Source organism: Streptomyces sp. NPDC051921 (assembly GCF_040680975.1).
Lineage (GTDB): Bacteria > Actinomycetota > Actinomycetes > Streptomycetales > Streptomycetaceae > Streptomyces.
In genome coordinates this window covers 257,293-282,491 of the sequence record NZ_JBFAXU010000005.1, presented here as the reverse complement: position 1 = coordinate 282,491, position 25,199 = coordinate 257,293, and the positions used below count along the sequence as shown (strand labels likewise).

Genomic DNA, 25,199 nt, shown 5'->3' with positions numbered 1-25,199 from the left:
CGCACGGACGAGGGCCCCGACGACCCGCTTCGCCGGGGTCCTCCTCTTTGTCCGTATTGAGGACGAGTGTGACTGAATGCCCTGTGGCATGTCTTACAAACTGGCGCGTCTGTTTGGCGATTGACAGAAGATCCGCCTAGCGTCGACCCGGCTGTCCGGCCGTTTGCACCACGCCGCATCCGCGGCAACGGACAGTCATCGCCGAGTCCCCGCAAGGCGCGAGCCTGGGGAGCCGGGGACCCACACGTAGTCCCCTGGGGTGAATCGGACGCCTTCGCTCGACGCGGAGGGGCCCGTAGGAGACCTTCCTGCTCCGAACCCGTCAGCTAACCCGGTAGGCGAGAGGGAAGGAAAGGATCAGCCACTACATGGCGTTCACCCGTGCCACCGGGAAGCATCGTGGTCCGAGCCGAATGGCGCGCCGCGGCGCGGGCATCGCCGGCGTGGCGGCCCTCGCCACCACCGGCGTCATCGGCACCCTCGCCTCCCCGGCGCTCGCCGCCGACACGGAGGAGCCCTCCGTCGAGGACACCGGTCTCACCCAGGTGATCACCGAGGAGTCCCTCGCCCAGCGGGTCGACGCCCAGGCCGCCGCGCAGGAGGAGGAGGCCTACGAGGCCGCCGCCCGCGCCAGGGCCGCCGCCGAGGCGAAGCGCAAGGCCGAGGCCCGCGCCAAGGAGATCCGCGCGGCCAAGGAGCGCGCCGCCCGCGAGGCTGAGCGCAAGCGCCTGGCGTCCTTCCAGCTCCCCGTGGCCGGTTCGTACGTGAGCACCGGCTACAAGACCGGTGGCTCGATCTGGTCCTCCGGCAGCCACACCGGCATCGACTTCCACGCCGCCTACGGCACCAAGGTCGTCTCCGTCGGCTCCGGCACCGTCGTCGAGGCCGGCTGGGGCGGCGCGTACGGCAACAACATCGTGATCCGGATGAACGACGGCACGTACACGCAGTACGGCCACCTCTCCGCGATCCAGGTCCACGTCGGCCAGAAGGTCACCCCGGGCGAGCAGATCGGCGTCTCGGGCTCCTCCGGCAACTCCACCGGCCCGCACCTCCACTTCGAGGCGCGCACCGGCGCCGACTACGGCTCGGACATCAACCCGATCAGCTACCTGCGCTCCCGCGGCGTGAACGTCTGACGGTCGAATCCCGCGCGAAAGCCCCGGCTCGAAACGAGCCGGGGCTTTTTTGCGTCCGTTTCCCACGGGCGCCATCGGAAATTCCGGCGTCCTGCAATAGAGTCGCCGGACAGGCGATGCTCGACGGTGTTTCGCGCGGACAAAAGCGGAGGTCGGACATGCGCATTCCCGCGCACTCGGTATGCACGGCGATCCGGGACGACATCGTCTCCGGGGTGTACGCGCGGGGCGCCAGACTCACGGAGGAACAGCTCGCCCGCCGCTACGGCGTCTCCCGCGTCCCGGTTCGCGAGGCCCTGCGCACCCTGGAGTCCGAGGGCTTCGTGGTCAGCCGCCGGCACGCCGGCGCCCATGTCGCCGAGCCCACCGAGCAGGAGGCCGCCGATCTGCTCGACATGCGCTCCCTGCTGGAGCCCCTGGGGGCCGCCAGGGCGGCGCAGCGGCGCACCGAGGCCCACCTCAAGGTCCTGCGCGGCCTGGTCAGGCTGGGGCAGGAGCGCGCCAGGCGCGGCCGGGGCGAGGACCTGGCCTCGCTCGGCGGCTGGTTCCACGAGACCCTGGCGCAGGCCTCGGGCAGCCCGCCGCTCACGGCGCTGCTCACCCAGCTGCGGCACAAGATCGCCTGGATGTACGCGGTCGAGCCCTCGGAGCGCCCGGTGGAGGCCTGGGCCGAGCACGGCCAGATCGTGGACGCGGTCGCGCGCGGGGACGCCGAGCGGGCCCGCGGCCTGACCGCGCTCCACGTGGAGCACACCCTGCCGCTGCACCGCCTGAAACAGGCGGCCCGACCAGGCGTGAGGCCTTCGCAACATGTCGTCAACATGGCGAGTCCTCGGAATTAACACGGGCGCCGTATACAAAGAAGTGAGGAATTCTTGGGCGTCATGTGCGCTGTCCGAATTCTTCGGCGACGTGGCGTGCAATTTCCGACGATGACCCGGCGTGCAATTTCCGGCCCACGGTGACCGTGTACCGCGACCGCCTTACGGCGCGTGCTCGGAAGTCACCTTCCAGGGATCTCACATCCCGTCGGGAACGGGCGAAAAAAGAAGCCGTACCCTCCGGAATTCCGGCAGGTACGGCTTCCTCGCGATCCGTCGTCGGGGAGGAGACGGGTCAGACGGTCTCGGGGAGCTCCTCGAGACCCTCGGCCACCAGCTTCGCCAGGCGGTCGAGCGCGGCCTCGGCGCCGTCGGCGTCCGAAGCGAGCACGATCTCCTCGCCGCCCTGGGCCCCCAGGCCGAGCACCGCGAGCATGGACGCGGCGTTCACCGGGTTGCCTTCGGCCTTGGCGATCGTCACGGGGACGCCGGCGGCCGTGGCGGCACGGACGAAGATGGAGGCGGGGCGGGCGTGCAGGCCCTCGGCCCAGCCGACGTTGACGCGGCGCTCAGCCATGGTGGTTGCCCTTCAACTTTCAGCGGTTGTCTAGACCAGTCTCTCACGGGTGGCGACGTGCTCCTACCGGCCTTCGGTCCCGGCCGGGGCGGGCCCTTCGGTCCTCCTCACCTTGCACGGCGGGCAGGCGCCGCGCGACCGGTGCCACTGTCGTATCCCGGCCGTACGCTTGCCCCATGCAGAGCGCGTCGGAGCAGTCGGAGCAGTCGGAACACGCGTATCCCGACCACTGGGAAGCGGACGTGGTCCTCCGTGACGGCGGCACCGCCCGCATCCGGCCCATCACCGCCGACGACGCCGACCGGCTGGTCAGCTTCTACGAGCAGGTCTCCGACGAGTCGAAGTACTACCGCTTCTTCGCGCCCTACCCGCGCCTCTCCGCCAAGGACGTCCACCGCTTCACCCACCACGACTTCGTGGACCGCGTGGGACTCGCGGCGACGGTGGGCGGCGAGTTCATCGCCACGGTGCGGTACGACCGCATCAACGAGCTGGGGCGCCCCGCCTCGTTCCCCGCCGACGAGGCCGAGGTCGCCTTCCTCGTCCAGGACGCGCACCAGGGGCGCGGCGTCGCCTCCGCCCTCCTCGAACACATCGCGGCCGTCGCCCGGGAACGCGGGATCCGCCGCTTCGCCGCCGAGGTGCTGCCCGCCAACACGAAGATGATCAAGGTCTTCACGGACGCCGGCTACACCCAGAAGCGCAGCTTCGAGGACGGGTCCGTCCGCCTCCACCTCGACCTCGAACCCACCGACCGCTCCCTGGCCGTCCAGCGCGCCCGCGAGCAGCGTGCCGAGGCCCGCTCCGTGCAGCGGCTCCTCGCCCCCGGCTCCGTCGCCGTGATCGGAGTCGGCCGCGGCCCCGGCGGCGTCGGCAGGACGCTGCTGCGCAATCTCCTCGACGCCGGCTACACCGGCCGTGTCCACGCCGTGAACGCGGCACTGGGGGAGGGGCGGCACGAGCTGGAGGGTGTCCCCGCCTTCCGCTCCGTCGCCGACATCGGCGAGCCCGTCGACCTCGCCGTCGTCGCGGTCCCCGCCGAGCGCGTCCCCGAGGTCGTCGCCGACTGCGGCGAGCACGGGGTCCGCGGCCTCGTCGTCCTCTCCGCCGGATACGCCGAGAGCGGCGCCGAGGGCCGCGAGCGCCAGCGCGCACTCGTGCGCCAGGCCCGCTCGTACGGCATGCGGATCATCGGGCCCAACGCCTTCGGGATCATCAATACGGCCGAGTCCGTCCGGTTGAACGCCTCCCTCGCCCCCCAGATGCCGGCCGCCGGGCGGATCGGGCTCTTCACCCAGTCCGGCGCCATCGGCATCGCCCTGCTCGCCGGTCTGCACCGGCGCGGCGCCGGGCTCTCCTCCTTCCTCTCCGCGGGCAACCGCGCCGACGTCTCCGGGAACGACCTCCTCCAGCACTGGTACGACGACCCGACCACCGACGTCGTCCTCCTCTACCTGGAGTCGATCGGCAACCCCCGGAAGTTCACCCGGCTCGCCCGCCGCACCGCCGCGGTCAAACCCGTCGTGGTCGTCAAGGGCGCCCGGCACAGCGGCAGCGCCCCGCCCGGCCACCGCGTCCCGGTCACCCGCATCCCGCACGCCACCGTCGCCGCCCTGCTGCGGCAGGCCGGCGTCATCCGCGTCGACACCGTCACCGAACTCGTCGACGCGGGACTCCTCCTCGCCGACCAGCCCCTGCCGGCCGGCCCCCGCGTCGCCATCCTCGGCAACTCCGAATCCCTCGGCCTGCTCACCTACGACGCCTGCCTCACCGAGGGCCTGCGCCCGCTGCGGCCCCTCGACCTGACCACCGGGGCCACCCCCGGCGACTTCCGCGCCGCCCTCACCGCGGCCCTCGCCGACGACGCCTGCGACGCCGTCGTCGTCACCGCCATCCCCTGGGTCGGCGAGAACGGCGCCACCGAGTCCGGCGACGGCGAGGTCCTGGCCGCGGCCCTCCGCTCCGCCGTCGCCGCGGCTCCCGGCCCCTCCAAACCGGTCGTCGTCGTGCACGTCGAGATGGGGGCCCTCGCCGAGGCCCTGTCCGCCGCCACCCGCACCCGCCCCGCCGGCCGCACCGCCCCCGTCACCGCCGCGGCGGCCCCGGAGGCGCCCACGGGGACCGAGGACGGGGCCGCCCCGGCGCAGGCCCCCGCGCCGCCCGGCCCCATCCCGGCCTACCCTGCCGCCGAGCGCGCCGTGCGAGCCCTCGCCGCCTCCGTCCGCTACGCCCAATGGCGCCGACAGGCCGCTGCCGACCCCGGACGCGTACCCGAGTTCGACCGGATCGACGAGACCGGCGCCGCCACCCTCATCGAGCGGGTCCTCGACGAGCCGCAGGCCGACGCCCGGGGCGTCAGCCTCGGCCCCGACGACACCCGGGAACTGCTCGGCAGGTACGGGATCGAGGTCCTGCCCACCCTTCCCGCGCCCACCCCCGACGAGGCCGTCCGCGCCGCCGCCCGCCTCGGCTTCCCCGTCGCCCTGAAGACCACCGCGCCCCACCTGCGCCACCGGCCCGACCTCGGCGGCGTCCGGCTCGACCTGGCCACCGAGGAACAGCTGCGCACGGCGTACGGCGAGCTCACCGACACCCTCGGCAAGCCCGAGGAACTGCAGCCGGTCGTCCAGGCGATGGTGCCCCGCGGTGTCGACACGGTCGTGCGCTCCGCGATCGACCCCGCCGTCGGCGCCGTGCTCTCCTTCGGCCTCGCAGGCGCCGCCTCCGAGCTCCTCGGCGACATGTCCCACCGGCTCGTCCCCGCCACCGACCGGGACGCCGCCGAGCTGGTCCGCTCCATCCGCACCGCGCCGCTCCTCTTCGGCTGGCGCGGCTCCGCCCCCGTCGACACGCCCGCCCTGGAGGAGCTGCTGCTGCGGGTCTCCCGGCTCGTCGACGACCACCCCGAGGTCGTCGCCATCTCCCTCGAACCCGTCGTCGTCGCCCCCCGCGGCCTCTCCGTCCTCGGTGCCACCGTCCGCCTCGCGCCGCCCCCGCCCCGCACCGACCTCGGCCCGCGCCGCCTCCCGAGCTACTAGACACCCCTCAGAGAGGCCGTGAGATGACCGAGCCGACCAGCGCCGCCGGAGGGCCGGAGGGGGCTCCACCGCCCCGTAGGATGGAGTCCATGGCGAAGACCGGTACGACGACCCAGGGGCTGCGCTCGGCGATCGAGCGCAGCGGCTACTACCCGGCCCTCGTGGCCGAGGCGGTGGAAGCCGCCGTCGGCGGCGAGGCCGTCACGTCGTACGTGGTCCACCAGGAGACCACCTTCGACGCCAACGAGGTCCGGCGCCACGTCACCGTCCTGGTCCTCACGGCCAACCGTTTCATCGTGAGCCACACCGACGAGCAGGCCGCCGACAACAGCTCCCCGACGCCGTACGCCACGACGTCCACCGAGTCCGTGAAGCTCGACCGGATCTCCTCGATCGTCGTCAGCCGCGTCGTCGCCAACCCCGAGTCGTACACCCCCGGCACGCTGCCCCGCGAGGTCGTCCTGACCATCGGCTGGGGCGCGGTCTCCCGGATCGACCTGGAGCCGGCCGCGTGCGGCGACCCCAACTGCGACGCCGACCACGGCTACACCGGCAACTCGACCGCCGACGACCTCAGCCTCCGGGTCAGCGACGCCGGCGACGGCCCCGACACCGTCCGGCAGACCCTGGCCTTCGCCCAGGCGCTGTCCGAAGCCACCGCCGCCACCCCGGTCGCCCGCTGATGGCCCAGCCCGCCACGCTCGCCCAGGGCTGGCCCGACGAACCGGTCCCGCTCGACCCGGCCGCAGCCCCGCTCCCCGAGTACGGCAGCGGGTCGCTCGGCGACCTGCTCCCGACGCTCGTCGCCGGACAGGGCGTGCCCGGCTGCGAGGCCCGGATCGCCGAGCTCACGCCCGCCGACCGCAACTGCGTCTTCCTCATCGACGGACTCGGCTGGGAGCAGATCAAGGCCCACCCGGACGAGGCCCCGTACCTCACCTCGCTGCTCGCCACCTCGCGCGGCGGCACCGGACGCCCCCTCACCGCCGGCTTCCCCGCCACGACCGCGACCTCCCTCGCCTCGGTCGGCACCGGACAGTTCCCGGGCGCCCACGGTCTGCCCGGCTACACGGTACGGAACCCGGACACCGGCGAGCTGATGAACCAGCTCCGCTGGAAGCCCTGGACCTCGCCGCGCGTCTGGCAGCCCTACCCCACGGTCTTCCAGCTCGCCGACGAGGCCGGTGTCCACACCGCCCAGGTCTCCTCGCCCATCTTCCAGGACACGCCGCTCACCAAGATCGCGCTGAGCGGCGGCAGCTTCCTCGGGCGGCTCTCCGGCGAGGAGCGCATGGACTGCGCCGCCGAGCAGCTCGCCGCCGGCGACCGCGCCCTGGTCTACACGTACTACAGCGAGCTCGACGGCGCCGGGCACCGCTTCGGCATCGACTCCGACGCCTGGCGCGGTCAGCTGATGTTCGTCGACCGGCTCGTCCAGCGGCTCGCCGAACAGCTGCCGCCCCGCTCGGCCCTCTACGTCACGGCCGACCACGGCATGGTGGACATCCCCTTCGACGAGGACCACCGGATCGACTTCGACGAGGACTGGGAGCTTCGGGCCGGCGTCGGCCTGCTCGGCGGCGAGGGCCGCGCTCGGCACGTCTACGCCGTTCCCGGCGCCGAGGCGGACGTCCTCACCTGCTGGCGCGAGGTCATCGGCGACCGCTTCTGGGTGGCGAGCCGCGACGAGGCCATCGAGCTCGGCTGGTTCGGCGACCGGGTCGACGAGCGCGTGTACGGCCGGATCGGCGACGTCGTCGCAGCGGCCCAGGACGACCTCGCCATCACGGCCTCCGTCAACGAGCCGAACGAGTCCGCGATGGCGGGCATGCACGGGTCCATGACCGCGGCGGAACAGCTCGTCCCGCTGCTCGAAGTACGCTCCTGAGGCGCTCGGCGCCGCCCCTCCGTCTTCCTTCGTCCCCCTTCCCCCCGATCCCGAAAGGTCCCCGACCTCCCATGCCCGAGCTGGTGTTCTTCTCCGGAACGATGGACTGCGGAAAGAGCACGCTGGCGCTGCAGATCACGCACAACCGCTCGGCCCGCGGCCTGCAGAGCGTGATCTTCACCCGCCAGGACCGCGCCGGCGAGGGCAAGCTCTCGTCCCGTCTGGGCCTGGTCACCGACGCGGTCGAGGTGACCGACGCGATGGACCTGTACGCGTACGTGGTCGGTGAGCTGTCCCAGGGCGGGAAGGCGGACTACGTGATCGTGGACGAGGCCCAGTTCCTGGCGTCGGAGCAGATCGACCAGCTGGCCCGCATCGTGGACGACCTCGACATGGACGTGTTCGCCTTCGGGATCACGACGGACTTCCGCACGAAGCTCTTCCCCGGCTCGCAGCGCCTCATCGAACTCGCCGACCGCATAGAGCAGCTCCAGGTGGAGGCGCTGTGCTGGTGCGGCGCCCGTGCCACCCACAACGCCCGTACCGTCGACGGGGAGATGGTCGTCGAGGGCGAACAGGTCGTCGTGGGCGACGTCAACCGCCCCGTGGAGGTCGGCTACGAGGTCCTGTGCCGACGCCACCACCGGCGTCGCATGACCTCGGCCTCCGCACGGGCCGCCGCACTTTCTCCGGACGTCCTCCCCGTCAACCGAGCCTGATGCCCGCCCGGCCTTCCGTCGTACCGGCTACGACGGGAGCTCGGACGGGACCGCCCGGAAGCGGCGCCGGTACTCCATCGGCGTGGTGTCGAGCCTCCGCCGGAACGCCCGGATGAGTGTGTCCGTCGTGCCGAACCCGCAGCTGCTCGTGATGCGTTCGAGGGTCGCGTCGGTGGACTCCAGCATGTGCCGGGCGCGTTCGACGCGGGCCGACTCGACGTAGGCGCTCGGCGTCGTCCCCAGCTCGGCCTTGAAGATCCGGGTGAGCTGGCGCTCGCTGATGTGGGCGCTCGCGGCGAGGTCGGCGAGCGTGAGCGGGGAGCCGAGATGGCGCGTGATGTGGTGGCGGAGGTCCTCGACGCGCCGGGTCGTGGAGACCGGTTCGAGCGGCACGCTGAACTGGCTCTGCCCGCTGGGCCGCTTCAGGTACATCACCAGCTGCCGCGCCACGCGCAGCGCCAGCGTCTCGCCGAAGTCGTCGGCGACGAGGGCGAGCGACAGATCGAGGCATGAGCTGATGCCGGCGCCGGTCCACACGTCGCCGTCCCGGATGAAGATCGGGTCGGCGTCGACCTCCACCGCCGGGTGGTCGGCGGCGAGCTGCTGCGCGGTCGACCAGTGGGTGGTGGCGCGTTTGCCGTCGAGCAGTCCGGCGGCGGCGAGGATGTGCGCGCCGACGCAGACCGACGCGACGCGTCGGGTCCGCCCGGCGAGGGTCCGCACCCGGTCGACCACCGTGGGATCGACCACGGCGTGCACGCGCCGCTCGCCGTCCACCTCGACGGAGCCGGGCACCAGGAGCGTGTCGATGTTCCTGGCGGCCGCCTCCTCGAAGGTGAGGTCGGGCAGCACACGTACCCCGGCCGAGGTGGTGACCGGCGCCAAGGTCTCGGCGGCGAGCACGACCTCGTAGGCCGTCGCGTCGTCCGTCTCGCGCCGCAGGAGGGCGAACACCTCCGGCGGTCCGGTGACGTCGAGCAGGTCCACCCCCTCGAAGAGGACGACGACGATCAGGCGTCCGACGGTGCTCATGGGTCTCCGCACAGTGGTTCGGCACAACATTGTTCGCCTGCGCATCGTAGACGGGCCCGCCGGCACCGGCTGTTCACCTGAGGTGCGCTCGGGGACCTCCTCGTGCTCGGGCGGGGGTCGCCCTGCTCGGAGGTAATGCGTTCCTACGACGATCAGAACGCCGAGCCGGGCCGAAGAGCCGCACGGGCCGAACGGGCAGAAGAGGCAGAACGGGCCGGCGAGCCGCCCCTGGAGGACGTGTGCCACCCGCTGCCGAGACCGAGCCTTCCCCGTCCCGGCCCAGGCTCCGGGCAGCGGCCGGGGCGGCCGCGCTCACCGGATTCCTGTTCTGCCTCGCGGGGCGGCTGGCGGGGAGCTACCCGTTCGGATCCCGGACCCGGAACGTCGTCGACCTGGGCCAGCAGTACCTGCCGTTCCACGCCTACTGGCGGCAGTTGCTCACCGGGGAGAGTCACGGCGACCTCTTCCTCAACTGGACATCGGGTTTTGGATCCAACTTCCTCGGCGATTTCGGCACCTATCTGAGCAGCCCGTTCGACCTGCTCGTCGTCCTCTTCCCGGCCGACCGGACCGAGCTGGCCCTGTACGTCATCACCGCAGCCAAGATCGCCACGGCGGGCGCGGCGATGGCGGCGCTGCTCCTCACCCTCAAGCGCGGCCCCTGGCCGGTCGCCGCCGTCCTCGGCACCGCGTACGCCCTGTCCGGCTGGACCTTCAACTACGCGGCCACCGTCCCGATGTGGCTCGACGGCCTCGTGGCCTTCCCGCTGCTGTGCCTGGTGGGGGAGTGGGCCCGCACGGGGCGCCGGCCGGTCCTCGGGCCGCTGGTCGTCGCCCTCGCCTGGTTCGCCAACTTCTACACCGCCTACATGGCCACCCTCGGCGCCGCCGTCGTCCTCGCCGTCCGCCTGCTCACCGCCGACGGCACCGGCACCGACCGCCTGCGCGGCACCGGCACCGGCCTCCCGCCCGGTGCCGGCACCGACCGGCTGCCCGGCACCGCCGGAGACGGAGGGGACGGCACCCACGGCGCTTACAGCGGGGTGGGTCTCCCCGGTACCGGCCTCCCGCCCGCCACCGGCCTCCCGCCCGCCACCGGCCTCCCGCCCGGCGCCGCCGCCCGCCGCGATTCCTTCGGGCAGCGCCGCCCGCGTCTCGCCGGGCTGTTGCGGGCCGCCCGCAGCGTCCTGATCGGCATCGGGCTCGCCGCCCCGCTCGTCGTCGTCATCTTCCTCGCCACCAAGGTCGCCGACCCGACGCCGCCCACCGCCTTCACCCCCGCCGCGTGGACGGACGTGCTCGCCCGCTTCCTGCCCGCCACCGCGAGCGTGGCCACCCCCGCCCTCTTCATCGGCACGCCCGCCCTGGCGCTCGCCCTCACCCTGCCCTTCAACACCTCCGTCGCCGTCCGCGTCCGCGCAGGCTGGGCCGTGGCGACCGTCCTGGTCACGCTCTCCCTCCAGTGGGAGCCGACCCACCTGATCTGGCACGCGGGCGCCTCGCCCAACGGCATCCCCTACCGCCAGACCTTCGTCCTGTGCGGCCTGCTCCTCATGGCGGCCTGGCTGTCGGTGGCCCGGGGCGTGCCCCGGCCGCTCGCGCTGCTCGGCGGCGCCGGACTGCTCGCGTTCGTCGCGCGGGCGGCCGCCGTCAGCAGGGACATCGACCGCTGGACCTACCCGGCCGTCGCCGCGGCCGCCGCCCTGGCCGTACTCGCGGCCGTGGCAGCGCTGCTCGCGCGCGGATCGACGGGCGGCCGCGCGGGCCGCCTGCTGCCCGTCCTGGCCGTCGGACTGCTGCTCGCCGCGCAGGCCGGGGAGACCCTCGTCACCGGCAAGCGCATCGAGGAGCAGCAGCTGGGCAGGGTCTCCTGGGCGCCGCGCGTCGGCCCCTGGCACGAGGACATGACCCGCGCGGTCGCGGAGAAGGACGCCTGGCCGAGCCACCGTACCGACCCCGGCGAGGTGCCGGGCGGCAACGACGTCCTGCTGGTCGGCGGAGAAGGCGCCGACTACTACAGCAGCCTCACCGCCGACACGTACTCGCGCATGCTCGCCGGCCTCGGCTTCGGCTACTACGCCAAGGGCCGGCACCCCGTCAGCCTCGACAACCCCGTCACCGACGCGATCTTCTCCATCGGCACCCGGATGCGCTCCGCCCCGAAGGCCGAGCTCGCCGTCGACCGGCTCCCCGAGGCCGAGATCAGCGTCACCGACACCCCCGTCCCGCCGCTCGTCACCGTTCACCCGGCGGACAAGGGTGCGGATACAGGTGCCGGGACGAGTGCCGGTATGGGCGCGGGTGCGGGTGCGGGTACGGAAGCAGGCACGGCAGGCGGTACGAGTGCCGGTCGGGGTGCTGGTACGGAAGCCGGTACGGATGCGCAGGCCGCCGACAACGCCTTCGCCCGTCAGGAACGCATGCTCGGCCACACCGTGTACGAGGTCCCGCCCGCCCCCCGCCGTACCGGCGCCCCCGGCGGCACCACCACCCTGACCGCGCGGTGCCCGGCCGGCTCCGAGGTCTGGTTCTGGGCGCCCGAGTACCAGGGCACCGCCGCGCTCGCGGACGGCCCGGCCGTCGGCTTCGCGGGCCGACTGCCCGCCGTGCTCGGCCCCATGCAGCGGCTCGGCACCGTTCCCGCGACCGGCACCGTACGGATCGAGCTGCGACCCGAGGACGGTGCGAAGCCCCGGCTCGAGCTGCCCGGTCGGCCCGTCGGCTGCCTGCAGCGGTGGCGGCTCGACACCGCCGTCCGGGCCCTGACCGCCACCGGCGCGACCGAAGTCCGCACCACGGGTCACACCGTCACCGCGGACCTCCCCGAGGGCAGCACCGGCACCGCCGTGCTCGCCGTCCCCCGGATCTCCGGCTGGCGCTGCGCCGCCGGCGACGCGCCGCTCGCGCCCGCGCACAGCCGCCTCGGTCTGCTCGCCGTTCCCCTCGACGGCAAGGTCACCTCCGTGACCTGCTCCTTCCGGCCGCCCGGCGTCCGGCTCGGCGGTGCCGTCGGCGCGGCGGCCCTCGCCGGTCTCCTCGCCACCGCCGTGCTCCACCGGCGCCGCACCCGTGCACGCGAGGGACGGCAAGAGTTCACCGCCCGTGCACGTCCGGCTCGTTCACCGGAGAAGAGCGCTGCCTAGTCTGCCCGCCTGTACAGATACGTGAGTTGAGGATTCCGAGTGCCGAAACTGTCCGTCGTCGTGCCGTTCCACAATGTCGGGCCCTACGCCCCCGACACCCTGCGCAGTCTCGCCGACAACGCGGATGCGGACACCGAGTTCCTGCTGATCGACGACCACTCCACCGACGAGACGCCGGACCTCCTCGACCGCTGGAAGGACCGCATCCCGCAGGCCACCGTGATCCGCCACGGGACCAACCTCGGTGTCGCGCAGGCCCGCAACACCGGCATCGACGCGGCGACCGGCGACTACCTCACCTTCCTCGACGGCGACGACTGGTACGCCCCCGGCCACCTGCGCGCGACGGTGGACGGGATCCACCGCCTCGGCTGCGACTTCGCCCGCACCGACCACGTCCTGTCGACCGACCGCACCCGGCAGATCCGCTACGCGCCGGCCAAGGAACGCGACACCGTCATGGACCCCCGGGACGGCATCGCCCCGGCCAGCATGGTGACGATGGTCGACTACCCCTTCGTCCCGTTCGGCGTCTACAGCGCCCGCCTCTTCGAGAACGGCGCCTCGCGCTTCGAGACGAAGCTGCGCACCGCCGAGGACCGGCTGTGGATCTGGCGGCTCCACCTCACCGCCCGCAGCTACGCGGCGCTCTCCCTGCACGGGGTCTTCTACCGGCGCGGCGTCACGACCTCGCTGACCCAGATCACCGACAACCGCCAGCTCGACTTCATCCCCTCCTACGACCTGCTGCTCGACGAGGTCTCCCGAGACCGCGACGCCGACCGCTTCCTGCCGAAGGCCGTCCGCACCTACTGCGCGATGATCGCCTTCCACATGGCGAAGGCCGACCAGTACGAGCCGGCCGTGGCCAAGCGGCTCCGGCGCGACGTCGCCGACGCCCTGCGCCGAATGCCGCAGGCGGTCCTCGACGAGACCCTCGCGACCATGGACACCCCCCGCAGCACCCTGCTCAGGAGCCTGCGCGACACCGGAAAGGCCGCCTGACCCATGGCGCACGACCGCGTTCAGATCTTCCAGGTGTCGACCCTCTACGGAGCCGCCACCGTGGCCGCCGCACTCGACGCCGGCCAGTTCGGCGCCCCCGGCCACGCCCGCCGCCTCCTCCTCGTCTCGAACAACGCGGAGATCCCCGAGACCGCCGTCCGCATCGACTCGATGACCGGCTACGAGCGGATCGCCGCCCGCTTCGACGAGGTCGTCGACTGGAACGAGGCCGTCCACCCGCACCACCCCAGCTCCTGGTCACCCCGCCCCGAGGAGTCCCCGCTGTGGCAGCGGGTCCTCCGCACCGCGTGGGGGCTCGGCTCCGCCACCGTCGAGGTGATCGTCGAGTCCATCCAGGTCAACCCGGCGAAGGCACTCGCCGCCGTGTTCGCCGAGAGCGCCGTCCACGTCTACGCCGACGGCCTCATGAGCTACGGCCCCACCCGCGACGAACTGCCCCAGTCGATCGCCGCCCGGGTCCGCCGCGTCCTCCACCTCGACCTGGTGCCGGGACTGCGCCCGCTGCTGCTCACCGAGTACGGCGTCGGGGCCGAGCTGGTCCCCGACGACGCCTTCCGGGCCGTACTCCGGGAGATCGCCGAGGCCGGCGGCGACGACGCGCGGCTGGCGGCGGCGGTCACGGCCGCGCCGACGGCGCTGCTGCTCGGCCAGTACCTCGCCGTCCTCGGCATCCTCACCGTCGAGGAGGAAGAGGAGCTGCACGTCCGGATGCTGCGCGGCGCTGCCGCGGCCGGCCACCGCTCGATCGTCTTCAAGCCGCACCCCACGGCCCCGGCGAGCTACTCGAACGCCCTCCAGGAGGAGGCCGCCCGCACGGACGTCACCCTCACCGTGCTGGACGGCCCGCTGCTCGCCGAGACCTTCTACGAGCGCTGCCGTCCCGACCTCGTCGTGGGCTGCTTCTCCACCGCGATGCTCACGGCCGCTGTCCACTACGGCGTCCCCGTCGCTCGTGTGGGCACCGACACGGTCCTCGCCCGGCTCACCCCCTACGAGAACAGCAACCGCGTCCCGCTGACGGTCGTCGACCACCTCGTGCCCGACCTGGAGGGCGGGGCCGAGCCCGCCGTGCCCGGCGAGGCGCCCGGCACGCTCGCCCCGCTGATCCGCGCGGTCGGATACTGCATGCGCCCGACCGCGCACCCGGGCCTGCGCGCCGAGACGATCGGCTACCTGAGGGAGCACGGCACCGGCCCGGCGGCCGCGCTCCACTTCCCGGCGGAACGACTGGCGGAGCTGGAGCTGCGGGTCCCGGCACGGGCGTAGGCCCCGCGCGGCCGCCGGGCGCGGTTCAGGCCTGCCCCGCAGGCCCCGGAGGCCACGGCCCCGCCCGGCGGCGACGCCCCTGCCCGGAGGCCAGGGGCCGCCCCGGGGTCAGGTCCGCCCAGCGGTCGCAGGGGTACGAAAGCCGGCCCGCCCCGGCGGCCCCAGGGCCGTACGGAACCCTTCGGCCCGCCCGGCGGTCCCAGGGGTACGAAAGCCTTCGGCCCGCCCAGGCGGCCCCATGGCGGTACGGGAGCCCTACCGTCGGAGGGCCGAGCGCACCAGGGTGAAGACCGCGCCCTCCGGGTCGGTCACCAGGGCGAGCCGTCCCGCCGTGCCTTCACGTGGCGGGCGGAGCACCTGGCCGCCCAGCTCCGTGACCAGCCGGGCGGACGCGTCCACGTCGTCGACCTCGAAGTACGTCATCCAGTGCGCGCCCCGGTCCCGCGGCAGCGCCGAGCCGACCCCGTGCAGGGAGGCGACCGGGCGGCCGTCGAGGTGGAGCGTCAGATAGTCGAGGTCGGCGGAGACCACGGGCTCGACCTCGTAGCCGAAGATCGTCTGGTAGAACTTCCCGACCGACGACGTCTCGTACGTCAAAAGCTCGTTCCAGACGGGTGTCCCGGCGGGTCCGGCCGCCGCGGTGCCGTGGTGGGCCTCGGCCTGCCAGACGCCGAAGACGGCGCCGGCCGGGTCCGAACAGATCACCATGCGTCCGGCCTCGCCCGCGTCGAGCGGGCCGACCGCGACCGTGCCGCCGCAGCAGCGGATGTTCTCCGCGGTCTCATCGGCGTCGTCGGTGGCGAGGTAGGTCGTCCAGGCGATCGGCAGATGCCGGTCCGGGGGCAGCTGGCCGATGCCGGCCACCTCCCGGCCGTCGAGCAGCGCGCGCACGTACGGGCCGAGCTGCTGCGGCCCGGGCACGAACTCCCAGCCGAACAGCGCGGCGTAGAACTCCCGTGTCGCGTCAAGTCCGTGCACCATCAGGCTCACCCAACAGGGTGTTCCGGGTGTGCGCCGAGTCGCCTCGGTCATCGTCATTCTCTCCTCGCCAGTGGCCGTACGAGGTGGGGCCGGCGGTCGGTACGGGGCGCCCCGGCGGGTCATTGCCCGCCGTCCGCCCGTCCTACACCTGCACCGGTGGTACGCCCCGTGCTGATCGTTGCACCACGGAGCGGGCCGCGCGCCCCGGGGCAATCCGGGAGGGGTCCGATTTTCGGGGTGCGGGCTGAGCGAGGATGGCCCTATGAAGCCCATCATCTCCGCAAGCGAACTCGTGAGCGAATCGACCGGGGCGAGGCCCCCGGTCGTCCTGGACGTCCGCTGGGCCCTCGGCGGTCCGCCCGGACGCCCCGAGTACGAGGCCGGGCACATCCCCGGTGCCGTCTACGTGGACCTCGACACCGAACTGGCGGGCCCGCCCGGGAGCGGCGGACGGCACCCGCTGCCGGACGCGATGGCCTTCGGCGCGGCGATGCGCCGGGCCGGTGTCTCGGCGGACACCCCGGTCGTCGTCTACGACGGCGGCCTGGGCTGGGGCGCGGCGCGTGCCTGGTGGCTGCTGCGCTGGGCGGGCCACCCGGACGTCCGGGTCCTCGACGGCGGTCTCGCCGCGTGGACGGGGGAGTTGTCCAAGGACGTGCCGGCCCCGGAACCGGGTGACTTCGAGCCGCGCCCGGGCGGCCTCGGCCTGCTGGACGCGGACGGCGCGGCGAGCCTGGCGCGCTCGGGTCTCCTCCTGGACGCGCGCGCCGCCGAGCGCTACCGCGGAGACGTGGAGCCCATCGACCGGGTCGGCGGCCACATTCCGGGCGCCGTGTCGGCCCCGACGACGGAGAACGTCGGCCCTGACGGCCTCTTCCTGCCCGCCGAGGCCCTCGCGGCCCGCTTCGCCGGCCTGGGTGCCACGGAGGGCGCGGACGTGGCCGTCTACTGCGGGTCCGGCGTGTCCGGTGCGCACGAGGTCCTCGCCCTCGCGGTCGCCGGCCTCCCCGCCGCCCTCTACGCCGGCTCCTGGTCCGAATGGTCCGCCGACCCGGCCCGCCCGGTGGCGACGGGCCCGGACCCCCAGTAGCCCGCCCGGCCGCGCAGGCGCGGCGGGAGGACCCGCACCCCAGGGGCGCGGGCCCTCCCGCCGTGACTCCTCGGACCTGCTCGGGCGACCTCGGACGTTGTCGGCGATCCCCGGACCGTTTCGGCCGTCCCCGGTCGTGGCCCGCGCGACCTCGGGAGCTGCTTCGGCGGATCCTCAGACCGTTCCGGCGGTCCTCAGTCCTGCTGCTTCTTGCGGCGCGTGCCGAAGACGATCTCGTCCCAGCTCGGGACCGCCGCGCGGCGGCCCGGGCGGACGCCGTCCGCCTCGGCCTGCCGGTCCGTGGTGCCGATGAGACGGTCACGGTGGCCCGAGACGGCACGGGGCATGAGGACGTCCGCGTAGGCGGAGCCGGCGCCGGCGGAGGCCGCCGGGGCCGGGGGCTCCTCGGCCTCGACCTCGTCGGAGGGTTCCGTGTCGGACGGTTCGGGCACCACCATGTCGCCGCGGAAGCTCGGCACCGCCTCCAGGAGGCTGGTCAGGGAGTCGCGCTCCTCCTCCGGCTCGGGGGCCGGCGCGGGCGCCCGCTCGATCTGCCGGTCGAGCGCGCGGTCCAGCGGCCGGTCCCGGGGCAGCCGGGCGATCCGCGGCACGAAGGGGAAGCTCGGCTCGGGGACGGCGGCCAGCGTGTCGTCGGTCTCGCCGATCAGCGCCCGCGCCTCGTCGTCGACGGCCTGGACGAGCCGCCGGGGCGGGTCGTACGTCCAGCTCGCCGTGTGCACCTCGCCCGCGACGCGGTAGACGAGCAGCACCTCCCACGTGCCGTCGTCACGGCGCCAGGAGTCCCACTGCACGGTGTCCTTGTCGGCGCCGCGCAGCAGCAGCCGCTCCTGCACCGCCTCGCCGAGCTGGGGGCCGGTGTTCTCGCCGGGCCGACGTACGGGGGTCTTGCGGGCCCGCTCCGCCATGAACGCGCGCTCGGCCAGCACGGGGCCCTCGAAGCGCCGTACCCGGTCGACGGGGATGCCGGCGAGCTGCGCGACCTCCTCCGCGGACGCGCCGGCACGTATCCGTGCCTGGATGTCGCGGGGGCGGAGGTGGCTCTCCACCTCGATCTCGATCTGCCCGAGCCGCGCGCGGTCGTTGCGCACGGCGGCCCGCAGCCGCTCGTCGATCGGAAGCGTGTACTCCGTGCTGTCAGCAGCCTTCAGCACCAGTCGTGTGCCGTCGTTCGAGACGGCCACGACACGCAGTTCGGGCATGGGAACCTCCCGGGTGGTGCCTGCCGACGTCACGTGCGTCGCTGCTTCCGCTAGTCGAGTGTGGCCTGCCCGGGTGCAGCCTGCCACAACCCTGCCGAGTTGCCCGGCGTGTCGGGCATGGACCCTGGGCCGCCGTTATGGCACGGTTACCTGATTGCGACGCAGAGTGACAGGCCGTCACGCTGTGTCGCGGGTGCCCGTGCGGTGCCGTGGCGCCGCCGGTTCGAGTGCCACCTTCGGCCCCCTTCCGTCGATTCCGGACACCCGTGAGGGAATCCGGACCCAGGGCTCGCCACAGTACTCCATTCGGGCCACCTGGGTGGACCGCCGCGCCGCCCAACTTCTCGGGAGGTTCGGGAGTTGAGTCTCCGCCCTCTTTCCGTGTGCGTGTCCCTCTTCACAGAAACGCCAGAAACGGAACTAATCCCTTCGCCCATTTGTCCCTTGTGAGTGCATGGTGGAACAGATGAACAAGCAGGGGTTGGACATGCGTCACACGCCGGAAACCGGCACGGAGGAGCGGAAAACCGGCGCAAAGGAGCGCGAGAACGGGAGGAAACGCTTCGACCTGAGCGTGCCTCAGGTCGCGGGCAGCGCCCTCGCCGCCGTCCTCGCCGCCAAACTGGCCTCCACCCTCGGCGTCTACGGCACCATCCTCGGCGCCGGTGTGATCAGTGTCATCGCGACCTGCGGCGGCCCGGTCCTGCAACACGTCTTCAAGCGCACCGGCGAGCAGATGCGCGAGGCCGCCGGCACCCAGCCGAAACCGAGGGCGCGTCAACTGCCCGCCATGCCCCGGGACGCCCACGGCGAGGAGTTCACCGCGCCCACCACCCACGGCACCCGGGTCCGCGGCTGGAAGCGCCCCGCGCTCGGCGCCGCCGTGGTCTTCCTCGTCGCGATGGGCGGCATCACCGCGTACGAGCTGAGCTCCGGTCAGGACCTCGGCGGCACGCAGGGGTCCACCACCTTCGGCTCCGCGGTCCGCGGTGGCGCGGGCGGCGACGGCCGGGGCGAGCGGCGCCCGTCCGACGGCGGCACGCCCGGCGTCACCCCGAGCACCGGCACCGGCACCGGCACCGACGGGTCCGGCGACGGACGGGGGACGACCCCGACCCCGGGCACCACCCCCGGGACCGGCACGGCCACCCCGGACGACACCCCGACCCCCACGCCGTCCGGCTCCACCGGGCCCACCGACGGCGCCACGACAGCGCCCCCGGCCACGCCGCCGGCGACCCCGGCGTCCCCGCCGGTCACCGACCCCGCGAGCCCGCGGGGGTCGGCGGCCGAGTGACCGTCAGTCGCCCAGGACCCGGCGCAGGTAGTCGTTGGCGAAGCGCCGCTCCGGGTCGAGCCGGTCCCGCAACTCCACGAACTCCGCGAACCGCGGGTAGACCTTCTCGAAGTAGGCGGCGTCCCTGGTGTGGACCTTCCCCCAGTGCGGCCGGCCGCCGTGCTCGGTCATGATGCGCTCCACCGCGGTGAAGTACGCCTGGTGGGGCGTGCCCTTGTACAGATGCACCGCGACGTACGCGGACTCCCGGCCCGAGGCCGTGGACAGCGCGATGTCGTCCGCGGGCGCCGTCCGCACCTCCACCGGGAAGCTCACCTTCAGCGGCGAGCGCTCGATCATCGCCTTCAGCTCGCGCAGCGCCGCCACCGCCGCCTCGCGGGGCAGCGCGTACTCCATCTCCAGGAACCGCACGCGGCGCGGCGACGTGTAGACCTTGTACGGGATGTCCGTGTACGTACGGGCCGACAGGGCGCGGCTGGAGATCTTGGCGATCGACGGGATGACCGGCGGTACGGCCCGGCCCAGCGAACAGGCCAGCTGGAAGACGCCGTTGGACAGCAGCTCGTCCTCGATCCAGCCGCTCAGCCTCCCGGGCGGGGCCGCCGGGCCCGCGCTGCGGTTGTTGCGCTTGGTGTTGCAGTTGTCCGTGTGCGGGAACCAGTAGAACTCGAAGTGCTCGTTCTCTGCGTGCAGCTGGTCGAACTCGGCGGTCACCCGGTCGAAGGACATCGGCTCCTCGCGCGCGGTGAGCAGGAAGATCGGCTCCACGGCGAAGGTGATGGCGGTGATCACGCCGAGCGCGCCCAGGCCGATCCTGGCGGCGGCGAAGACCTCGGGGTTCTCCGTCTTGGAGCAGGTCATCAGGCGCCCGTCGGCCGTGACCAGTTCGAGCTCGCGGATCTGCGCGGCGATGGACGCCGACTCGCGCCCGGTGCCGTGGGTGCCCGTGGAGGTGGCCCCGGCGACCGTCTGCTCCATGATGTCGCCCATGTTCGTGAGCGACAGACCCTCCCGGGCCAGCGCCACGTTGAGCCGCTTCAGCGGCGTGCCGGACTCCACCGTCACGGTCATCGCCTCGCGGTCGATCCTGCGGATGCCGGTGAGCAGCCCCGGCCGGACGAGCACGCCGTCCGTGGCGGCGATCGAGGTGAAGGAGTGGCCGGTGCCGACCGTCTTCACCCGCAGCCCGTCCTCGGCGGCCCTGCGCACGGCGTCGGCGAGCTCCTCGGCCGAGGCCGGGCTCACCTCCCGCGCCGGGCGGGAGGTGACGTTCCCCGCCCAGTTACGCCACGTGCTGCTCGCCGTCCCGGTGTTCCCCGACCCCTGTGTCGACTCTGTGCTCGGCGTCCTGCTCACGCTGCCCCTCCCGCGTCGGCACCGGCCTGCGCAGCCGGCGGAAGCCCAGGAGCGCCACCACGACCGCGAGCGCACCCGAGACCACGGGCACCACGTACGCCGCCTTCGCCCCGGACGCGTCGACCACCCAGCCGGCGGCCGAGGAGCCCAGCGCCACACCGATCGCGAGCCCGGTCCCTGTCCAGGTCATGCCCTCGGTCAGCTTGGTGCGCGGTACGTGCGCTTCGACGAGGGCCATCGTGGTCACCATCGTCGGTGCGATGGAGAGGCCCGCGACAAAGAGCGCCACGGCCAGCAACGGCAAGTTCCCGGCCAGTAGGAGGGGGATCATACTCACGGCCATCGCGCAGACGCCCAGGAGCCACCTCACCGACGGCTCGCCCTTGAGGTGCAGCAGTCCGAAGACCGCGCCCGCCAGGCACGAGCCCAGCGCGTAGACGGCCAGAACCAGACTTGCGGCGGCCTTGTGGCCCTGCTCCTCGGCGAAGGCGACCGTCACGACGTCCACCGAGCCGAAGATGGCGCCGGTGGCGACGAAGGCGAGCGCGAGCACCTGGAGGCCGGGGGAGCGCAGCGCGGAGCCGCCGCTGTGCGCCTCGCGGGGGTGCGGGGCGGGCTCGGTGGCGCGCTGCGCGGTCAGCCAGAAGACGCCGATGGCGAGGAAGACACCGGCGAGCAGCGGGCCGGCCTCCGGGAACCAGATGGTCGACAGGCCGATGGAGACGATCGGGCCGAAGATGAAGCACACCTCGTCGACGATCGACTCCCACGAGTACGCCGTGTGCAGCCGCCGCGCCTCGCCCCGGTAGATGTCCGCCCACCGCGCCCGCGTCATCGCGCCGACGCTCGGCACGCAGCCTATGAAGGCCGTGAAGACGAACAGGGTCCAGTCCGGGGCCCCGAACTTCACGCAGAGCAGCAGTCCCGCGCCCGCCACGAGCGAGACCAGGGTCGCCGGCCGGAGCACCTTCCGCTGCCCGTGCCGGTCGACCAGCCGCGAGATCTGCGGGCCGATCGCCGCGGCGGACATCGCGAGCGTCGCGGAGAGCGCCCCGGCGAGCCCGTACCGACCGGTGACCTGCGAAATCATGGTCACGATGCCGATGCCCATCATGGACAGCGGCAGGCGGCCGACAAAGCCGGCGACGGAGAAGGCTCTGGTGCCGGGCGCTGTGAAGATCGCGCGGTAGGGACTGGGCAAGGGGATCTCCGGGCTCGGGCAGGACGTGCGGAGGCGCACGGGTCGGGCGGGCACGCTCAACACGTGTAATTAATAGCTAAAGCCTACGGCTTTGAAGTGGTTCGGTCACTCACTTTTTTCGGCCGGTCCGCACCCCGGCCCGATCCCGGGCCGTCCCAGGGCCCTCCCCGCCGCAGGCCGGGGGAGGGTGGGAGGATCGGTGCCATGTCCGACGAGCTCGATCCCGCCCCGTACGACGCCCTGCTGCTGCTCTCCTTCGGTGGTCCGGAGGGCCCGGACGACGTGGTCCCGTTCCTGGAGAACGTGACCCGCGGCCGCGGCATCCCCAAGGAACGGCTGAAGGAGGTGGGCCGGCACTACTTCCTCTTCGGCGGCGTCAGCCCCATCAACGACCAGAACCGCGCCCTGCTCGACGCCCTGCGCGCGGACTTCGGCACCGCCGGCCTCGACCTGCCGGTCTACTGGGGCAACCGGAACTGGGCGCCGTACCTCACCGACACTCTGCGCGAAATGGTCACCGACGGGCGACGCCACATCGCCGTCCTCGCCACCAGCGCCTACGCCTCGTACTCCGGCTGCCGCCAGTACCGCGAGAACCTCGCCGACTCCCTCGCCGAGCTGGAGGCGGAAGGGCTGCCGCTGCCCCGCGTGGACAAACTCCGCCACTACTTCAACCACCCCGGCTTCGTCCGCCCCATGGTCGAGGGAGTGCTCGCCTCGCTCGACGCCCTCGACCCGTCCGTACGGGCCGGGGCCCACCTCGCCTTCACCACCCACTCCATCCCCGACTCCGCCGCCGACACCTCGGGCCCCGTCGCCGACCACGGCGACGGCGGCGCCTACGTGAAGCAGCACCTCGACGTCGCCCGGCTGATCGTGGACGCGGTCCGCGAGGAGACCGGTGTCGAACACCCCTGGCAGCTCGTCTACCAGTCCCGCAGCGGCGCCCCGCACATCCCGTGGCTGGAGCCCGACATCTGCGACCACCTGGAGGAGCTGCACGGAGCCGGGGCCCCCGCCGTCGTCATGGTGCCGATCGGCTTCGTCTCGGACCACATGGAGGTCCTGTACGACCTCGACACCGAGGCCACCGCCAAGGCCGCCGAGCTGGGGCTCCCGGTGCGGCGCTCGGCCACCGTCGGGGCCGACCCGCGGTTCGCGGCGGCCGTGCGCGAGCTCGTCCTGGAACGGGCCGCGAACGAGCGCGGGGAGCGCGCCGAGCGGTGCGCCCTCGGAGCCCTCGGCCCCTCCCACGACCTCTGCCCCATCGGCTGCTGCCCGGCCCGGGCCGAGCGGCCGGCGGCGGCCGGCGCCGACAGCCCGTACGCCTAAGGAGACCGCCCCGTGACCGACCCCCTGCTGCCCGAACTCCTCGACCTGGCCCTGGAGGCCGGTCGCCGGGCCGGTGCCCTGCTGCGCGACGGGCGACCGGACGACCTGGCGGTGGCCAGGACCAAGACGAGCGCCATCGACGTGGTCACCGAGATGGACATCGCCGCCGAGAAGCTGATCACCGGCTTCCTCGCCGAGCACCGCCCCCAGGACGGCTTCCTCGGCGAGGAGGGCGCCTCCAGCGCCGGCACCAGCGGGATCCGCTGGGTCATCGACCCGCTGGACGGCACCGTGAACTACCTCTACGGCCTGCCGACCTGGTCCGTGTCGATCGCCGCCGAGCGCGACGGCGAGACCGTCGTCGGCGTCGTCGAGGTCCCGCTGCGCGGCGAGACCTTCCACGCCGTCCTCGGCGGCGGCGCGTGGCTCGGCGACCGGCGCCTGGCCGTGCGCCCCTCCCCGGAGCTCGACCAGGCCCTCGTCGCCACCGGCTTCGGCTACCTGCAGGCCCGCCGCGCGCACCAGGCCGAGGTCGCCCAGCGCCTCCTCCCGCGCGTCCGCGACATCCGCCGCGGAGGCTCCGCCGCCATCGACCTCTGCGACGTCGCCGCAGGCCGCCTCGACGCCTACTACGAGCGCGGCCTCAACCCCTGGGACCTGGCGGCGGGCGAGCTCGTCGCCCGCGAGGCGGGCGCCCTCACCGGTGGCCGCCCCGGCGCCCCGGCCTCCGGTGAGCTGGTGCTGACGGCGCCCCCGGGGCTCTTCGGCACGCTCCAGGAGTTCCTGGAGGAGTCGGGGGCCTGGCACGACTGAGCCGGACCGCGCGGCACATGGGTGGGCCCCCGGAGTCGGTGACTCCGGGGGCCCACCCATGTCGCGGGGTCAGGCGCAGGGCGCGCCGACCTCCACGCCGTGTTCGGCGGCAAGGCGGTGCAGGTCGTCCAGCTCGGCCTGCTCGACGTCCGCGAGGAAGTCGTCGCCCGCCTCACGAGCGCGCGTGAGGTCGGACTGCGTGGCCTTGATGCGGTGCAGCAGTCCTGCGGTGAAAGCGTCCATCGTGCGCCCCCTCGTGGTGGGTCGGTGGCACGGGGAGTGCCGGGGGTGGGTGGACCACGCACCGCTACCTCTGGGGGACAGAGAGCGGTAGGTGGCGCACCACCTACAGGGCGTGATCGCGGGGTGTGCAGTCGTCCTCCCCAGCCCTTTCCTCACAGAAACCTCAACTGGCCCGTGAATCAGGTGAATTCTTCCGGTCGCACCGTGCCGGCCGGTGCGCGGACGCCTCCCCGCCGGCCCCCGCAGGCCCGTCTTACAGCCGGTTTACGCGCGTTCGGGGCAGGATGGACACGCACAGTCAGTGCGCAGAACCGCCCCGTCCGCCTCTCGGACCAGGGCTCCAGGAAAGGACATACGGACGTGCGCGTACTCGTCGTCGAGGACGAGCAGCTGCTCGCGGATGCGGTGGCCACCGGCCTGCGCCGGGAGGCCATGGCCGTCGACGTCGTGTACGACGGCGCCGCCGCCCTGGAGCGCGTCGGGGTCAACGACTACGACGTCGTCGTCCTCGACAGAGACCTCCCCCTGGTCCACGGGGACGACGTCTGCCGCAAGATCGTCGAGCTCGGCATGCCCACCCGCGTCCTGATGCTCACCGCCTCCGGAGACGTCAGTGACCGCGTCGAGGGCCTGGAGCTGGGCGCCGACGACTACCTGCCCAAGCCCTTCGCGTTCAGCGAGCTCACCGCCCGTGTCCGCGCCCTCGGCCGCCGCACCACTGTCCCGCTCCCGCCCGTCCTGGAGCGCGCCGGCATCAAGCTCGACCCCAACCGCCGCGAGGTCTTCCGCGACGGCAAGGAGGTCCAGCTGGCCCCGAAGGAGTTCGCGGTCCTGGAGGTCCTGATGCGCAGCGAGGGCGCCGTCGTCTCGGCCGAGCAGCTCCTGGAGAAGGCCTGGGACGAGAACACCGACCCGTTCACCAACGTCGTGCGCGTCACCGTGATGACCCTGCGCCGCAAGCTGGGCGAGCCCCCCGTCATCGTCACCGTCCCCGGCTCGGGATACCGGATCTGATCC

At 73.2% G+C, this 25,199-nt stretch carries 21 protein-coding genes and 1 riboswitch; of the genes, 14 read left to right on the top strand and 7 right to left on the bottom strand.

The features are described 5' to 3' along the window. Positions 1-189: 189 nt before the first annotated feature. Positions 190-356, top strand: a riboswitch (cyclic di-AMP (ydaO/yuaA leader). Positions 357-368: 12 nt separating this feature from the next. Then, positions 369-1,139: a M23 family metallopeptidase gene (locus tag AB0M16_RS09715; RefSeq protein ID WP_365340677.1), complete on the top strand. Its 771-nt coding sequence runs from the start codon at positions 369-371 to the stop codon at positions 1,137-1,139. Between the two features lie 158 nt (positions 1,140-1,297). Continuing rightward, on the top strand, positions 1,298-1,981 hold the full coding sequence (locus AB0M16_RS09710) for a GntR family transcriptional regulator (protein ID WP_365340675.1): 684 nt from the start codon (positions 1,298-1,300) through the stop codon (positions 1,979-1,981). Between the two features lie 274 nt (positions 1,982-2,255). On the opposite strand, the gene AB0M16_RS09705 is transcribed toward AB0M16_RS09710, so the two are convergent. Continuing rightward, on the bottom strand, positions 2,256-2,537 hold the full coding sequence (locus AB0M16_RS09705) for an HPr family phosphocarrier protein (protein WP_128976898.1): 282 nt from the start codon (positions 2,535-2,537) through the stop codon (positions 2,256-2,258). Positions 2,538-2,713: 176 nt separating this feature from the next. Between AB0M16_RS09705 and AB0M16_RS09700 the strand changes: the two genes are divergently transcribed. The 4 genes from AB0M16_RS09700 to AB0M16_RS09685 all read left to right on the top strand — a co-directional run bounded on the left by AB0M16_RS09700 (position 2,714) and on the right by AB0M16_RS09685 (position 8,182). Beyond that, positions 2,714-5,575, top strand: a complete 2,862-nt coding sequence (locus AB0M16_RS09700) for a GNAT family N-acetyltransferase (RefSeq protein ID WP_365340673.1) — start codon at positions 2,714-2,716, stop codon at positions 5,573-5,575. 89 nt (positions 5,576-5,664) lie between these two features. After that, on the top strand, positions 5,665-6,258 hold the full coding sequence (locus tag AB0M16_RS09695) for a DUF5998 family protein (RefSeq protein WP_365340671.1): 594 nt from the start codon (positions 5,665-5,667) through the stop codon (positions 6,256-6,258). Beyond that, positions 6,258-7,463, top strand: a complete 1,206-nt coding sequence (locus AB0M16_RS09690; RefSeq protein ID WP_365340669.1) for a nucleotide pyrophosphatase/phosphodiesterase family protein — start codon at positions 6,258-6,260, stop codon at positions 7,461-7,463. Before AB0M16_RS09695 ends, AB0M16_RS09690 begins: the two co-directional genes overlap by 1 nt. 71 nt (positions 7,464-7,534) lie before the next feature. Next, positions 7,535-8,182 carry a thymidine kinase gene (locus AB0M16_RS09685; RefSeq protein ID WP_365340667.1) on the top strand — a complete coding sequence of 216 codons (648 nt, stop codon included), beginning with the start codon at positions 7,535-7,537 and terminating at the stop codon, positions 8,180-8,182. A gap of 27 nt (positions 8,183-8,209) precedes the next feature. Here the strand turns inward: AB0M16_RS09685 and AB0M16_RS09680 are convergent, their stop codons facing one another. Further along, positions 8,210-9,214: a DJ-1/PfpI family protein gene (locus AB0M16_RS09680; protein ID WP_365340665.1), complete on the bottom strand. Its 1,005-nt coding sequence runs from the start codon at positions 9,212-9,214 to the stop codon at positions 8,210-8,212. A 239-nt stretch (positions 9,215-9,453) separates the two neighbouring features. On the opposite strand from AB0M16_RS09680, the gene AB0M16_RS09675 reads away from it, so the two are divergent. Genes AB0M16_RS09675 through AB0M16_RS09665 form a run of 3 tightly spaced genes read left to right on the top strand, consistent with a single transcriptional unit; the run spans position 9,454 to position 14,649 of the window. Continuing rightward, the gene (locus tag AB0M16_RS09675) at positions 9,454-12,357 is read left to right on the top strand and encodes a YfhO family protein (protein ID WP_365340663.1); all 2,904 of its coding nucleotides are present in this window, start codon (positions 9,454-9,456) and stop codon (positions 12,355-12,357) included. A 39-nt stretch (positions 12,358-12,396) separates the two neighbouring features. Continuing rightward, positions 12,397-13,362, top strand: coding sequence for a glycosyltransferase family 2 protein (locus AB0M16_RS09670; RefSeq protein ID WP_365340661.1), 966 nt, complete (start codon positions 12,397-12,399; stop codon positions 13,360-13,362). Positions 13,363-13,365: 3 nt separating this feature from the next. After that, a complete protein-coding gene (locus tag AB0M16_RS09665) occupies positions 13,366-14,649 on the top strand; it encodes a polysialyltransferase family glycosyltransferase (RefSeq protein ID WP_365340659.1) in 1,284 nt (427 codons plus the stop codon). Between the two features lie 255 nt (positions 14,650-14,904). On the opposite strand, the gene AB0M16_RS09660 is transcribed toward AB0M16_RS09665, so the two are convergent. Next, positions 14,905-15,681, bottom strand: coding sequence for a VOC family protein (locus tag AB0M16_RS09660; protein WP_365340657.1), 777 nt, complete (start codon positions 15,679-15,681; stop codon positions 14,905-14,907). Positions 15,682-15,892: 211 nt separating this feature from the next. On the opposite strand from AB0M16_RS09660, the gene AB0M16_RS09655 reads away from it, so the two are divergent. Continuing rightward, a complete protein-coding gene (locus AB0M16_RS09655; RefSeq protein ID WP_365340655.1) occupies positions 15,893-16,720 on the top strand; it encodes a sulfurtransferase in 828 nt (275 codons plus the stop codon). 194 nt (positions 16,721-16,914) lie between these two features. Here the strand turns inward: AB0M16_RS09655 and sepH are convergent, their stop codons facing one another. Then, a complete protein-coding gene (gene sepH, locus AB0M16_RS09650) occupies positions 16,915-17,973 on the bottom strand; it encodes a septation protein SepH (protein WP_365340653.1) in 1,059 nt (352 codons plus the stop codon). 433 nt (positions 17,974-18,406) lie between these two features. Here sepH and AB0M16_RS09645 point away from each other — a divergent pair, with 433 nt between their 5' ends. Then, positions 18,407-19,237, top strand: coding sequence for a hypothetical protein (locus AB0M16_RS09645; RefSeq protein WP_365340651.1), 831 nt, complete (start codon positions 18,407-18,409; stop codon positions 19,235-19,237). Positions 19,238-19,240: 3 nt separating this feature from the next. Here the strand turns inward: AB0M16_RS09645 and AB0M16_RS09640 are convergent, their stop codons facing one another. Then, entirely contained in the window at positions 19,241-20,593 is a 1,353-nt protein-coding gene (locus AB0M16_RS09640; protein WP_365340649.1) for a D-arabinono-1,4-lactone oxidase, read from the bottom strand. Then, complete coding sequence (locus tag AB0M16_RS09635) at positions 20,520-21,794, bottom strand: MFS transporter (protein ID WP_365340647.1); 1,275 nt, start codon at positions 21,792-21,794, stop codon at positions 20,520-20,522. Before AB0M16_RS09635 ends, AB0M16_RS09640 begins: the two co-directional genes overlap by 74 nt. A gap of 204 nt (positions 21,795-21,998) precedes the next feature. On the opposite strand from AB0M16_RS09635, the gene AB0M16_RS09630 reads away from it, so the two are divergent. Continuing rightward, the gene (locus AB0M16_RS09630; protein ID WP_365340645.1) at positions 21,999-23,126 is read left to right on the top strand and encodes a ferrochelatase; all 1,128 of its coding nucleotides are present in this window, start codon (positions 21,999-22,001) and stop codon (positions 23,124-23,126) included. A gap of 12 nt (positions 23,127-23,138) precedes the next feature. Next, on the top strand, positions 23,139-23,939 hold the full coding sequence (locus tag AB0M16_RS09625) for an inositol monophosphatase family protein (protein ID WP_365340643.1): 801 nt from the start codon (positions 23,139-23,141) through the stop codon (positions 23,937-23,939). A gap of 69 nt (positions 23,940-24,008) precedes the next feature. Here the strand turns inward: AB0M16_RS09625 and AB0M16_RS09620 are convergent, their stop codons facing one another. Continuing rightward, the gene (locus AB0M16_RS09620; RefSeq protein ID WP_365340641.1) at positions 24,009-24,182 is read right to left on the bottom strand and encodes a hypothetical protein; all 174 of its coding nucleotides are present in this window, start codon (positions 24,180-24,182) and stop codon (positions 24,009-24,011) included. Between the two features lie 360 nt (positions 24,183-24,542). Here AB0M16_RS09620 and AB0M16_RS09615 point away from each other — a divergent pair, with 360 nt between their 5' ends. Beyond that, positions 24,543-25,196, top strand: coding sequence for a response regulator transcription factor (locus AB0M16_RS09615; RefSeq protein ID WP_345485078.1), 654 nt, complete (start codon positions 24,543-24,545; stop codon positions 25,194-25,196). Positions 25,197-25,199: the final 3 nt, after the last annotated feature.

Bases quoted from the DNA above. Each gene is read 5' to 3' on its own strand.
- AB0M16_RS09620 (WP_365340641.1), bottom strand. From the start codon at position 24,182: ATGGACGCTTTCACCGCAGGACTGCTGCACCGCATCAAGGCCACGCAG.
- AB0M16_RS09655 (WP_365340655.1), top strand. From the start codon at position 15,893: ATGAAGCCCATCATCTCCGCAAGCGAACTCGTGAGCGAATCGACCGGG.
- AB0M16_RS09630 (WP_365340645.1), top strand. From the start codon at position 21,999: ATGTCCGACGAGCTCGATCCCGCCCCGTACGACGCCCTGCTGCTGCTC.
- AB0M16_RS09710 (WP_365340675.1), top strand. From the start codon at position 1,298: ATGCGCATTCCCGCGCACTCGGTATGCACGGCGATCCGGGACGACATC.
- AB0M16_RS09705 (WP_128976898.1), bottom strand. From the start codon at position 2,537: ATGGCTGAGCGCCGCGTCAACGTCGGCTGGGCCGAGGGCCTGCACGCC.
- AB0M16_RS09715 (WP_365340677.1), top strand. From the start codon at position 369: ATGGCGTTCACCCGTGCCACCGGGAAGCATCGTGGTCCGAGCCGAATG.
- AB0M16_RS09695 (WP_365340671.1), top strand. From the start codon at position 5,665: ATGGCGAAGACCGGTACGACGACCCAGGGGCTGCGCTCGGCGATCGAG.
- AB0M16_RS09680 (WP_365340665.1), bottom strand. From the start codon at position 9,214: ATGAGCACCGTCGGACGCCTGATCGTCGTCGTCCTCTTCGAGGGGGTG.
- AB0M16_RS09690 (WP_365340669.1), top strand. From the start codon at position 6,258: ATGGCCCAGCCCGCCACGCTCGCCCAGGGCTGGCCCGACGAACCGGTC.
- AB0M16_RS09685 (WP_365340667.1), top strand. From the start codon at position 7,535: ATGCCCGAGCTGGTGTTCTTCTCCGGAACGATGGACTGCGGAAAGAGC.
- AB0M16_RS09660 (WP_365340657.1), bottom strand. From the start codon at position 15,681: ATGACCGAGGCGACTCGGCGCACACCCGGAACACCCTGTTGGGTGAGC.
- AB0M16_RS09645 (WP_365340651.1), top strand. From the start codon at position 18,407: ATGAACAAGCAGGGGTTGGACATGCGTCACACGCCGGAAACCGGCACG.
- AB0M16_RS09665 (WP_365340659.1), top strand. From the start codon at position 13,366: ATGGCGCACGACCGCGTTCAGATCTTCCAGGTGTCGACCCTCTACGGA.
- AB0M16_RS09700 (WP_365340673.1), top strand. From the start codon at position 2,714: ATGCAGAGCGCGTCGGAGCAGTCGGAGCAGTCGGAACACGCGTATCCC.